12 protein-coding genes are annotated in these 10,946 nt (G+C 68.7%); 7 read left to right on the top strand and 5 right to left on the bottom strand.

The features are described 5' to 3' along the window. The first annotated feature begins 6 nt into the window (after positions 1–6). Both NVU01S_RS36475 and NVU01S_RS36470 read left to right on the top strand, forming a co-directional pair. The gene (locus NVU01S_RS36475) at positions 7–633 is read left to right on the top strand and encodes a Pr6Pr family membrane protein (RefSeq protein ID WP_043680989.1); all 627 of its coding nucleotides are present in this window, start codon (positions 7–9) and stop codon (positions 631–633) included. A gap of 82 nt (positions 634–715) precedes the next feature. After that, complete coding sequence (locus tag NVU01S_RS36470; RefSeq protein WP_043680993.1) at positions 716–1,939, top strand: aminotransferase family protein; 1,224 nt, start codon at positions 716–718, stop codon at positions 1,937–1,939. A gap of 53 nt (positions 1,940–1,992) precedes the next feature. Here the strand turns inward: NVU01S_RS36470 and NVU01S_RS36465 are convergent, their stop codons facing one another. Further along, positions 1,993–2,505, bottom strand: coding sequence for a GNAT family N-acetyltransferase (locus NVU01S_RS36465; protein ID WP_244467523.1), 513 nt, complete (start codon positions 2,503–2,505; stop codon positions 1,993–1,995). Positions 2,506–2,644: 139 nt separating this feature from the next. Here NVU01S_RS36465 and NVU01S_RS36460 point away from each other — a divergent pair, with 139 nt between their 5' ends. Next, on the top strand, positions 2,645–4,276 hold the full coding sequence (locus NVU01S_RS36460; protein WP_082032421.1) for an acyl-CoA synthetase: 1,632 nt from the start codon (positions 2,645–2,647) through the stop codon (positions 4,274–4,276). Between the two features lie 6 nt (positions 4,277–4,282). Here NVU01S_RS36460 and NVU01S_RS36455 read toward each other — a convergent pair whose 3' ends face one another. Further along, positions 4,283–5,011 carry an SDR family NAD(P)-dependent oxidoreductase gene (locus NVU01S_RS36455; protein WP_052281334.1) on the bottom strand — a complete coding sequence of 243 codons (729 nt, stop codon included), beginning with the start codon at positions 5,009–5,011 and terminating at the stop codon, positions 4,283–4,285. A gap of 285 nt (positions 5,012–5,296) precedes the next feature. On the opposite strand from NVU01S_RS36455, the gene NVU01S_RS36450 reads away from it, so the two are divergent. From NVU01S_RS36450 to NVU01S_RS36435, 4 genes are all read left to right on the top strand, one after another. After that, the gene (locus NVU01S_RS36450; RefSeq protein WP_063776065.1) at positions 5,297–6,334 is read left to right on the top strand and encodes an AraC family transcriptional regulator; all 1,038 of its coding nucleotides are present in this window, start codon (positions 5,297–5,299) and stop codon (positions 6,332–6,334) included. Between the two features lie 84 nt (positions 6,335–6,418). Continuing rightward, positions 6,419–7,096 carry a DUF5134 domain-containing protein gene (locus NVU01S_RS36445; RefSeq protein ID WP_043681002.1) on the top strand — a complete coding sequence of 226 codons (678 nt, stop codon included), beginning with the start codon at positions 6,419–6,421 and terminating at the stop codon, positions 7,094–7,096. Positions 7,097–7,145: 49 nt separating this feature from the next. Beyond that, positions 7,146–7,850 carry an ECF RNA polymerase sigma factor SigK gene (gene sigK, locus NVU01S_RS36440; protein WP_043681007.1) on the top strand — a complete coding sequence of 235 codons (705 nt, stop codon included), beginning with the start codon at positions 7,146–7,148 and terminating at the stop codon, positions 7,848–7,850. Further along, the gene (locus NVU01S_RS36435; RefSeq protein ID WP_043681010.1) at positions 7,843–8,544 is read left to right on the top strand and encodes an anti-sigma factor; all 702 of its coding nucleotides are present in this window, start codon (positions 7,843–7,845) and stop codon (positions 8,542–8,544) included. The genes sigK and NVU01S_RS36435 overlap by 8 nt, the downstream gene beginning before the upstream one ends. A gap of 318 nt (positions 8,545–8,862) precedes the next feature. On the opposite strand, the gene NVU01S_RS36430 is transcribed toward NVU01S_RS36435, so the two are convergent. From NVU01S_RS36430 to NVU01S_RS36420, 3 genes are all read right to left on the bottom strand, one after another. Next, positions 8,863–9,537 (bottom strand): PhzF family phenazine biosynthesis protein, encoded by a 675-nt coding sequence (locus NVU01S_RS36430; protein ID WP_043681013.1) that lies wholly within the window; start codon positions 9,535–9,537, stop codon positions 8,863–8,865. A gap of 149 nt (positions 9,538–9,686) precedes the next feature. Continuing rightward, a complete protein-coding gene (gene ahpD / locus NVU01S_RS36425; RefSeq protein ID WP_029903584.1) occupies positions 9,687–10,226 on the bottom strand; it encodes an alkylhydroperoxidase, AhpD family in 540 nt (179 codons plus the stop codon). A 53-nt stretch (positions 10,227–10,279) separates the two neighbouring features. Further along, positions 10,280–10,867, bottom strand: coding sequence for a peroxiredoxin (locus NVU01S_RS36420; RefSeq protein WP_043681017.1), 588 nt, complete (start codon positions 10,865–10,867; stop codon positions 10,280–10,282). Positions 10,868–10,946: the final 79 nt, after the last annotated feature.

Here is a 10,946-nt window from a genome sequence, read left to right as displayed (position 1 = left end):
CGGGCGATGAGCGCCGATACGGGCACGGCTTTGTTCTATCGGATTCTGCGGGTCGCCTTCGGTGTGCTCGGCGCCGTCGCGCTGGCCTGGATCCCGCTGCGCGATCTGCACGAGGACGCGTTCTCCCTCGGAAACTACTTCAGCTTCTTCACGATTCAGTCGAACGTGCTCGGCGTGCTGGTGCTGCTGATCGGCGGCCTGGTGGACCCGCAGAGTCACCGCTGGCAGGTGGTGCGCGGCGCGACGACGCTGTATCTGCTCATCACGGGTGTGATCTACGCGGTCCTGCTGGCGAATATCGACGTGATGCTGACCGATCGCTGGATCAACGACGTCATGCACCGGGTGCTGCCGATCGTGCTGGTGGCCGATTGGGTGCTGGTCCCGGCCCGGGCGCGGGTGGCGCTGTCGCCGCGTTTGATCGCGCTCTGGCTCGGCTACCCGCTGATCTATGGCGCGTACACCCTGATCCGCGGCCCGATCGTGGACTGGTATCCGTATCCGTTCATCGATCCGCGTGGTCAGGGCTATATCTCCCTGGCCATCGGCCTGATCGTGTTGACCGGCGTCTTCACATTGCTGGCCGTCGCCATCGCCGCGGTCGGCGGCCGGGCCCGCTACCGCGCGTCATGAGCGGGCCGGACGAACGTGGTACTGGCCATACCTGGGCGACGGGATTCGTTGGGCGACACCTTCCTGAGGTAAAGGTGGACACATGAACTCGCTATGGCACGGTTTTGCCGACATGGGTGCGGTCGAGCGGGACGGCGCGTTCGTCGTCGCCCGGGGCGAGGGCGCCTATATCTACGATGCCGCGGGCAAGCGCTACCTGGACGCCACCGCCGGACTGTGGTTCACCAACGTCGGGCACGGGCGCGGCGAGATCGCGGACGCGGTCGCCGCGCAGCTGCGCCAGATCGCGCACTACTCCAACTTCGGCGACTTCGCCGAGCCGGCCACCCAGGAATTGGCCGAGCGGCTCTCCGCGCTGGCGCCGGTGCCGGGCAGCAAGATCTTCTTCACCTCCGGCGGCTCGGACTCGGTGGACACCGCCGCCAAGCTGGCCCGCCGGTACTGGCACGAACTCGGCCGCCCGGACAAGACGATCGTGGTCGGGCGCAGCAAGGCCTACCACGGCATGCACGTCGCGGGCACCGCGCTGGCGGGCATCCCGGTCAACCGCGAAGGCTACGGCGAGCTGATGGCCGACGCGCGCACCGTCGACTGGGACGACGCCAAGGCACTGCTCGCGCTGATCGAGGAGATCGGCGCCGAACGCATCGCCGCGTTCTTCTGCGAACCCATCATCGGCGCGGGCGGCATCTACCTGCCGCCGCAGGGCTATCTCGCCGAGGTGCGGCGGATCTGCCGGGATCACGACATCCTCTTCGTCGCCGACGAGGTGGTCACCGGTTTCGGCCGGATCGGCGGTTCGTGGTTCGCCTCGTCGCGCTTCGATCTCGAGCCCGACCTGATGACCACCGCGAAGGGTCTCACCTCCGGCTACCTCCCGATGGGCGCGGTGTTCATCGCCCCGCGTGTCGCCGAGCCGTTCTTCAGCGGCGGCGTCTGGTGGCGGCACGGCTACACCTACGGCGGGCACGCGGGTTCGGCCGCCGCCGCGCTGGCCAACCTCGACATCGTCGAGCGGGAAAACCTCCTGGCCGAGGCCGCGCGCCTGGAGGCCACCCTGCACGCGAAGCTGGCACCGCTGGCCGAGCATCCCCGCGTCGCGGAGGTGCGCAGCGGACTGGGCGCCGTCGCCGCGGTTCAGCTGGTGGATCCCGCCGAAGGGTTGCCGATGGTGAAAACCCTGCGCGCCCACGGTGTTTCCAGCCGCGCGGCGGGCCAGGGCGCGATGCAGATCTCGCCGTCGTTCGTGATGACCGACGAACAGGTCGACGAGCTGGTTGCGGGCTTCACCGCCGCACTCGGCTGAACCACTGCTCGCACGCACCGCAGCGGTGCGAAAGAGCAAGGGGCGCGGTGGTTTCAGAGTAGGCGCGTCATGAACGTGCTGTACGGGTCCACCCGGTACTCGCCGAACGGCGGGCACGACACGAAACCGTGTGCGGCATAGAGCTTTTGCGCGGGCGCGAAGAACTCCGGCGTGCCGGTCTCCAAACTGACCCGGCGATAGCCGCGCGCCGTGGCCGCGGCGAGCAAGTGCCGCAGCAGGATCGAGGCGACGCCGCGCCGTTTGTGCGTGGCGGCGGTGCGCATGGATTTGATCTCGGCGTGCTCGGCGTCCAGTTCCTTCAGTGCCGCGCACCCCGCGAGCACCGTGCCGTCCCAACCGCTCCAGAAGGTGATCTCCGGGCGGCGCAGCGCGTCCAGGTCGAGGGCGTGCATGCTCTCGGCGGGGGAGTTCGCGGCCATGTCCGTGAGGTGTTCGGTGAGCAGCGCGGCGATCTCCGGTCCGGAGAGGTCGTCGACGACGATGCGCAGGGCGAGCCCGGAGGTCTGCGCGGGCTCGGTACCGGACTGGTCGGTATTGCTGGACATGCGTCGATCATGCCGCGCGGGGTGGCCGCTCGCATCCGGAAAACGGGTGCTCGACGGGACCCCGCCGGACGCGCTTTACTGTGAAGGCACTCGCCCGCACTTTTCGTTGGACGCGGTTGTCCGGCCAGGGGGTCAGATGATGAAGCTTGCCGAGGTCGCCACCCAGGCCGCGGTGGTCGCGCGCCGGGCCGTCGACGAAACCTATTACGCCAGTTTGGCGGTGCGGGCCGGTCTGGTGACGCCGGAATGGCCGGACCGGCTCGCCAGGATGGGGGCGGCGGTCTATCGATCCGGCCTGCTCGGCGGGCTCACCGGGGTGGCCGCGGTGCGTTACCGGGATCGCGCCGCGCTGATCGACGAGCTGGGCACGCTCAGCTTCCGGGAACTCGACGAGCGCACCACCGCGCTGGCCAATGCCTGGCGGGTGCGCGGCCTGCGCGACGGCGAGACCGTGGCGATCCTGGCCCGCAACCACCGCGGTTTCCACTACGCGGTGTTCGCCGCGGCCAAGTGCGGCGCTCGAATCGTGTTGCTCAACACCGATTTCGCGGGCCCGCAGCTGCGCGAGGTGGTCGCGCGCGAGGGCGCCGACCTGCTGGTCTTCGACGAGGAGTACACCGAGATCCTCGGCGATCTCACCGCGCCGCGCGGGCGCTACCGGGCCTGGGCCGAGGAGCCCGGCGTCGGCACGCTGGAGAATCTGATCGCGGGCGCGCCGCGGACCCCGCTGCGCCGCGCCACCACCACCGCGAAGGTCATCCTGCTGACCAGCGGCACGACCGGAACGCCGAAAGGCGCGCCGCGGCGTGATCCGACGTCGCTCGCGCCGCTGGGCGCGTTGCTCGACAAGGTGCCGTTCCGGGCCAAGGAGATCACCGAATGCCCGGCGCCGCTGTTCCATACGCTCGGCTTCGCGCATGTGGCCCTCGCGCTCGGTTTCGGTTCCACGCTGGTGCTGCGCCGCCGATTCGACCCGCAGGCGGTGCTGGACAGCATGCACCGGCATCGGGCCACCTCGCTGATCGCCGTGCCGGTGATGCTGCAGCGCCTGGTCGATCTGGGGCCTCGCGGCCGTGCGGGACACGACTTCTCCGCGCTGCGGATCATCTTCGTCGCCGGCTCGCAGCTGGGCGCCGACCTGTGTACCCGGGTGACCGACGCGTTCGGCCCGGTGATCTACAACCTGTACGGCTCCACCGAGGTGGCCTACGCGACCATCGCCACGCCCGCGGACCTGGCCGTCGAACCCGGATGCGTGGGTCGCCCGGTCTCCAGCGCCACCGTGCAGATCCTCGACGACGACGGCAACGAACTGCCGCCGGGACACACCGGACGGATCTTCGTCGGCAACAACTTCCAGTTCGAGGGCTACACCGGCGGCGGGGACAAGGCGCGCGTCGGCAAGCTGATGTCCAGCGGGGATGTCGGCCACTTCGACAGCGCGGGCAGGCTTTTCATCGATGGCCGTGACGACGACATGATCGTGTCCGGCGGGGAGAACGTCTTCCCCGGCGAGGTGGAGGAGCTGCTCGCCGCGCACCCTGCGGTCGCGGAGGTGAGCGCGTTCGGCGTGCCGGACGAGCGGTACGGGCAGCGGCTGCGCGCGGTACTGGTGGTCCGGGAAGGACATACCCTGGCCGAGGACGAGGTGCGCGAGCACGTGAAAGCGCATCTGGCCCGGTTCAAGGTGCCCCGTGACGTGCTGTTCGTCGACGAACTCCCGCGCAACCCCACCGGGAAGGTGCTCAAACGCGTGCTGCGCGAGCTGTGACAGAGGTCAGCGCGCCTGTCCGTTGCGCGCGAAGAAGCGGCGCAGCAGCTCGCTCGGCGGTCGCAAGGCCCGCAGGCCCCTGGGCGCGGCCACACTGATCAGCCCGCCCCGCTGCCGGACCACCGCCTCGACCACCGCGTCGGCGACCGCCACAGGATCGGTGATCGACCCGGCCGCCACCGTACTGACGGTGACACCGCGCTCGGCGAGTTCGTGATCGAGTGCCGCGCCGAGTCCGACCACGCCGTGCTTGGTCGCGCAGTACACCGCGACACCCAGCGCTGCGGTCACCCCGGCCGCGGTCCCGATGTTCACGATCTGACCGTGTCCGCGGGCGGCGAATCGTTCAGCGGCCAAACGGGTTCCGGTGATCACCGCGCGCAGGTTGATATCGATCTGGTGATCGGATTCGGCCTCGGTCTCGGCGAGGAACGGGCCCGAGGGCATCACATCGGCGGCGTTCACCACGACGTCGAGCCCGCCGAGCTTGCGTTCGGCGTAGCCGAGAAAGCTCGCGAACCGGGCGCTGTCGGTGACATCGAGGGCCAGCCCCACCACGGTCCCGCCGTGCATCCTGGCGAGCTGGTCGGCCACCGCGCGCACCGAGCCGACATCCACGTCCCCGATCACGACGTCGGCGCCTTCCGCCAGGAAAGCCAGTGCGGTCTCGCGCCCGATGCCGTGCGCGCCCCCGGTGATCGCGATCCGTTTGCCAGCGAGTGTTTTTCGAGACATTTCGTTCTGCCCACCTTTGTCTCTGTCCAACGCTAGGGTGTCGCTGGGTGGCGTTCCATGCGATATCGGGTCATGAGTTTGCGTAAACCGGCCAGCGCAAGCCGGGCGGCTGTTGTCCATGCCGACACCGGCCGACCTGGTTGCGAAGTGCGGCCACCGCTGTGCCGCATGCAGAACCGGTCGGACGGTTTTGTTACCGGTAACCAATGCCCTTGGGGCAGCGGAACATACGATCTCCGGCCAAAAACCTTGCGCATATCGGCCATAGCAAGCAACGATGGATACGTGGCCTCATGGGAGTGGCGGCGGTCGGTGACACACGCGGTGATCCTCGTCGAGCTCGGAGAGGATCACGGTCTGACCCAGTCGCAGTGCCTGCACGGCACGGAAGTCGACCCCCGCCTGCTGAAGACGCCCGGTGCGGAAATCACCGCGGCACAAGAGCTCGGCATCGTCCGCAATCTCGTCACCCGGCTCGGTGATCCGCCGGGCCTCGGCCTCGAAGCCGGCTCCCGTACGCACATCACCACCCTCGGGGTGTTCGCGCTCGCGGTGCTCAGCAGCCCGACCATGGGTCAGGCCATCGACGTCGCCATGCGCTACTTCAGCCTGATGACCTCTTTCGCGCGCGCTTGGCACGTGTACCGCGACGACGAGATCTGGCTCTACGGCGACGACCGTGACCTGCCCGCCGATCTGCGCGCGTTCCTCGCCGAACGGGATGTCTCAGCGCTGCTGACGAATTGGTTCCTGGTGTTCGGCGTACCGCCGCCGGTGTTGCGTGCCGAGATCGCGGGGGGACTGGGTCCGCGCCTGGCGCCGATCCTGGCACAGTTCGAGATCCCGAGCACCGAATCCGCCGAACTGCAACTGGCCGTATTCGACGCCGCCGACGTGGACGCGCCGATGCCGCAGGCGAGTCCGCTCACCGCGCAGCTCTTCGAGGAGCAGTGCGACGAGCTGCTGCAGCGTCGCGGCCTGCGCCAAGGCGTGGCCGGTTCGGTGCGTTCGGTCCTGATGCACCGGATGAACGGGCGGCTCAGCCAGGAGGAGGTCGCGGCCGGGCTGCACATGAGCCTGCGCACCATGCGCCGCCGGTTGGCCGATGAAGGCACTTCCTATCGCAGGCTCTGCGCGGAAACCTTCGGCACCCTCGCCGAGGAGTTGCTCGCGACGGGACTGACCGTCGAGGACGTCGCCTATCGGATGGGATATTCGGGCGCACCGAGCTTTTCGAACGCGTTCAAACAGTGGCGGGGTGTGTCGCCGGGGCGTTTCGCGCGGACCGCCGCCGATCGGTACCGGACGTCGGTGAGCCACTGACGTTGTTCGCCGTTCCCCAGTTCCGATCAATGCGAGCATGGAGAGGGACAGATCCCCGGTCGCCGCGGCGAAAGGTGGTGGGGTGTGGCGCAGTTCGTGCAGCAGTACGCCGCATTGCGGTGGGCGGTGGTCGTGGCCTTCCTGCTCACGGCGGGAATCGTGGTGGGGCGGATGGTCGCACCGGTCGCGGTGCCGGAACACGTTCGGCAGCACGGTGCCCCGGGACCGCTGCCGCGCGGTGGGTACGCCGAATCCGACGCCGCGCACCTGATCATGTGCTTGGTGATGCTGGCGATGCTGGTGTTCCCGGCCGAGGCGAGCCCGATCGCCCTGCGCAGTGTGCTGACCGCGCTGACGGTGGTCTTCGCGGCGTTGCTGCTGGCGCGTCTCGCGGAACCGCGCACCGAGGAGCAGCGGTCACCGGCCACCGACCGACTGGTTCCGCTCGGGTATCACACGGTGACCGCCGCGGCCATGCTCTACGCCATGTCCGGGCATATCCCTTCCGGACACGCCGACGGGCCCGCTCCGGTACCCGCGCTTGTGCTCGCCGGGCTGTTCGCCGCCGACGCACTGCTCGTCACGGTGCTGGGCGCATTCGGCCGTCCAGGTGCCGACACGCCTGGCTACCTGGGCATTGTGCTCAGGTCGGGTGGGTGTGTCGCGGTGCTGTCCGGTCCGCGCCGGCGCTGGGCGATGGTGCCGCACGTGGTGATGGACCTGGGCACCGCGTACATGTTGATCGCCGCGGTTTCGAGTTGACCGGCGCCGCAGACCAATCCGCGCGCCATCGCAAACCGAACCCCTGTCTATGCAGGCAGGTGATTCGGCCATCGGCAAGCCCGGTTCTGCGCCCTGGTACCGGTTCGGGAACCTGGTGCCGGACGGTATCGGCGAAGATGCGGCGTTCGTCGCGTGCCCACGGCCGAGCGTCGCTGCTCGACAGCGATCCGCGCTCGTCAGCCGCGAACTGACCGCCCTGCTGGCCGCGATCGGCACCGAGGATCGGGCCGCGTTCACCGAGTTCTACCGGCGCACCAGCGCCCGGGTGTTCGGGCTCGCCGTGCGGATCCTGCGCAGCCACGCCACCGCGGAGGAAATCGCGCAGGAGGTCTACCTACAGGTCTGGTCGCACGCCGCACGCTACGACCCGGCACTGTCGAGCCCGATCGGCTGGCTGATGATGCTCGCGCATCGCCGCGCCGTCGACCGGGTGCGCGCCGAGGCCGCCGCGGCCGGGCGCGAGCTGGCGTTCGCGCACGCGCACGCGGGCCGCGATCACGATGTGGTCGCCGAATCGGTGACACAGCGGATGGAGGAGCAGACCGTCGCCGACTGCCTGGATACGCTCACCCCGACCCAGCGGGAAGCGATCGCCCTCGCCTACTACTCCGGGCGGACGTACCGTGAAGTGGCCGATCATCTCTCGGTACCGTTGCCCACCGTGAAAACCCGCATCCGTGACGGGCTGAAGAGACTGGAGAAATGCTTGTCCGGAGAAGGCGCCGATGGCTGAGGTCCCGCCGCGCTCGGACGCGGAACTGCTCGACCTCGCTTATCCGTGCGCGCTCGACGCCGTCGCCGAGATCGAGCGCAGACATATCGAGGAACGGCTCGAAGCCGCCGATCCGGCTGTGCGGCAAGCCTTTCTGGACACCGTGTGGCGGATGCGCGAGGTGATGGCGCGGGTCGCCGCCCTCGACGCACAGGAACCGCCGCCGGAACTGGAGGCCCGGATCCTGGCCGCGCTGCCGGATGAACGGACGGGTCCGTCCGCTGGATGGTCGCGGCGCATGCGCTGGGCGGTCCCGGTCGCGGCTGCGGCGTGCCTGGTGATCGGTGGTGTGGTGGTCGCCGACCGGATCAACGACACGCCCGCACGAGTGCCGAGCGCGGAGCAGACGACCCGCACCCTCGCCGGGCCGGTCACCGGCGGCGGCTCGCTCGTCGTAGAGATCTCACCCCAGCAGCGGGTAGCCCGCGTCGCCTTCGACGGGGTAGCGCAACCCCCCGCCGACCACGTCTACCAGGTGTGGTTGCTGGCGGGAACTCAACCCCGCTCAGCCGGCGTGCTTGCCGAATTGCCCTCCACCACAAAACCATTCGTCACAGCATTCGCCCCAGGCGAGCAACTCGCGATCAGCGTGGAACCCTTGGGTGGATCGCCCGCGCCGACAACAGACCCTATCGCGGGGGTGGTACTGCCCTGAGTCGCGCGCAGGGGCGTCTGTCGCGACGATGCGCTTTGTTGATGTGCGCGCCGAATCGCCTTTCGCGGCAACGACGTTGGATACCATATCCGTGCTCGGAGGAGGTGCGCACGGCCCAGCATGTGCGCGCCGAGGAGTCGCTTGCGTTCCGTTGGAACCCTGGCGGATGGGTCGGCCGTGCCGGCGACTCCGATCGGGGTGGTGTTGCTCCTGATGGTTGATGCCGGATGTTCGCGCCGGGGGTAGGGGAGTCGGGCGCGTTGATCCGTGCGGATACCCGTTGGTGCGCAACGAGACTCGGGACCGGCGGGAAGCGGTTCAGATCTCTATGGTCTGGTCGGCGACTACTCGGCCGCCGAGGCGGACCCAGCCGTCGGAGTCCCAGCCGGTGAACAGCTGGGAACCCTGGCCCTGGGTGATGATCAGGCTGCGGCGCAGCTGCGCGGTGATGGCGACGGCGGCGGCGCCGGTCGCCTCGTCCTCGGCGATCCCGAGGGTGGGCGCGAACATGCGCGAACGCAACGTCCCGCGGTTCTGGTCGGTCCAGGTCCATAGATAGTGCGGGCCGCCGGTGAAGTCGTCCGGTCGCAGCGCGGCGAGTTCCGCGGCGTCGGGCAGTTCGTGGAAGGTGAAGTTCGGTGTCCACTCCGCGCGGGCGGTGATCCAGGTGAGACCCTCGGCGAGTTCCACCGCGACCGGCCCGGCCGGGACCTCGAGTCGCTCGATCGGGGTGTGCTGCTCGGCGAACCACCAGGCGGTGCCCACGCTGGGGTGTCCGGCGAAGGGCAATTCGACGGTCGGCGTGTAGATCCGCATCCGGGCGACACCGTTCACCGCGTCCTCGACCACGACGGTCTCGCTGTACCCGGCCTTGGCCGCGAGCGCCTGGTGCTCGGCGGCGGCCACGTCGGCGGCCCGCGCGATACCCAGCTCGTTCCCGAAACGCCCCGCGCTGTCGGTGAACACTCGCACAACATCTACCTGTGTCCCCATGAGCGCCGAGCCTACTCGGCACCGGCGACAGCGACCGGTCGCGTGACGGACACCACGCGTTCCGCGGCGAATCGGCGCTGGTCAGTGGCCTGCGAACGAGAAGGCCGCCGTTTCGGTGAGCGAAACGGCGGCCTCCGGTACCCGAGCGATCAGACCGTGGCGCCGGCCAGCGCTTCGGTCGACTGCACAGCCTGGCCGACTCCGGCGACGATCGCGGCCGCACGCAGCGACTCGAAGATCACCTCACGGGACACGCCCGCCTCACGCAGCGTGTGCTCGTGCGCTTCCAGGCAGTGCTGGCAGCCGTTGATCGAGGAGACCGCGAAGGACCACAGCTCGAAATCGGCCTTGTCGACCCCGGGCGTGCCGATGATCTGCATCCGCAGGCCGGCCCGCAGGTCGTCGTAGCGCCCGTCGAGGAACGCCTTGCCGCGATAGAAGACATTGTTCATGCCCATGATCGAGGCGGCGCCGAGCGCGGCGTTGTAGGCCTGCTCGGACAGCACGTCGGCGGCTTCCTCGGCGATCTCGCGCAGCGTGGTCGCCGACCGGGTCGCGGCCGCCGACGCCAGCAGGGTGCCCCACAGCTGCTGTTCGTTCAGCACGGTGGTGCGCGCGAGCGATGACAGATTGAGCTTGAGGTCCTTGGCGTACTCGGGGAGGGAGTTCTTCAGGTTCTCAATGCTCATATGTCGTAATCCTTCTCTGGTTCACTGAGTTTCGTAGTTCTGCGGGGGTGGCGTCAGACGCTCGCGGCGAGCAGTTCACCCGCGTTGATGGTCGGATCGCCCTTCTTCCAGTTGCAGGCGCACAGCTCGTCGGACTGCAGCGCGTCGAGCACCCGCAGCACCTCGTCGACATTGCGGCCGACCGAACCCGCGGTCACCGAGACGAACTGGACCTCGTTGTTCGGGTCGACGATGAAGGTGGCCCGGTCCGCCACGCCGTCGGCGTTGAGAACGCCGGTGGCGGAGGCCAATTCGCGCTTGAGGTCCGACAGGATCGGGAACGGCAGGGTCTTCAGATCCTCGTGCTGGGCCCGCCACTGGAAGTGCACGAACTCGTTGTCCACGGAGGCGCCGAGCACCTGCGCGTCGCGGTCCGCGAATTCCTCGTTGAGCTTGCCGAACGCGGCGATCTCGGTCGGGCACACGAAGGTGAAGTCCTTCGGCCAGAAGAACACGATGCGCCACTTGCCCGCGTGATCGTCGCTGGTGATGGTGGTGAAGTAATCGTCAGGCTGCTGAGCGTCGACCTTGGACAGGTCACCCCCGATGACGGCGGTGAGGTTGTATGCCGGGAATTGGTCGCCGATGGTCAGCAAGGCCATGCCTAATCTCCTCAGTTCTGGGTGGGTTTGCTAGCACTGTGCAGAAAAGCAGAAAAGCTCCCTTTCGATCTTGCCGAAG

Source organism: Nocardia vulneris, assembly GCF_001613425.1.
Classification (GTDB): Bacteria; Actinomycetota; Actinomycetes; order Mycobacteriales; family Mycobacteriaceae; genus Nocardia; species Nocardia vulneris.
This window is presented reverse-complemented; position numbering and strand designations above follow the sequence as displayed.

What these genes read in the sequence shown, in the direction of transcription:
- NVU01S_RS36475 (WP_043680989.1), top strand. Translation starts at nt 7, where the DNA reads ATGAGCGCCGATACGGGCACGGCTTTGTTCTATCGGATTCTGCGGGTC.
- NVU01S_RS36470 (WP_043680993.1), top strand. Translation starts at nt 716, where the DNA reads ATGAACTCGCTATGGCACGGTTTTGCCGACATGGGTGCGGTCGAGCGG.
- NVU01S_RS36465 (WP_244467523.1), bottom strand. Translation starts at nt 2,505, where the DNA reads ATGTCCAGCAATACCGACCAGTCCGGTACCGAGCCCGCGCAGACCTCC.
- NVU01S_RS36460 (WP_082032421.1), top strand. Translation starts at nt 2,645, where the DNA reads ATGAAGCTTGCCGAGGTCGCCACCCAGGCCGCGGTGGTCGCGCGCCGG.
- NVU01S_RS36455 (WP_052281334.1), bottom strand. Translation starts at nt 5,011, where the DNA reads ATGTCTCGAAAAACACTCGCTGGCAAACGGATCGCGATCACCGGGGGC.
- sigK (WP_043681007.1), top strand. Translation starts at nt 7,146, where the DNA reads ATGCAGGCAGGTGATTCGGCCATCGGCAAGCCCGGTTCTGCGCCCTGG.
- NVU01S_RS36435 (WP_043681010.1), top strand. Translation starts at nt 7,843, where the DNA reads ATGGCTGAGGTCCCGCCGCGCTCGGACGCGGAACTGCTCGACCTCGCT.
- NVU01S_RS36430 (WP_043681013.1), bottom strand. Translation starts at nt 9,537, where the DNA reads ATGGGGACACAGGTAGATGTTGTGCGAGTGTTCACCGACAGCGCGGGG.
- ahpD (WP_029903584.1), bottom strand. Translation starts at nt 10,226, where the DNA reads ATGAGCATTGAGAACCTGAAGAACTCCCTCCCCGAGTACGCCAAGGAC.
- NVU01S_RS36420 (WP_043681017.1), bottom strand. Translation starts at nt 10,867, where the DNA reads ATGGCCTTGCTGACCATCGGCGACCAATTCCCGGCATACAACCTCACC.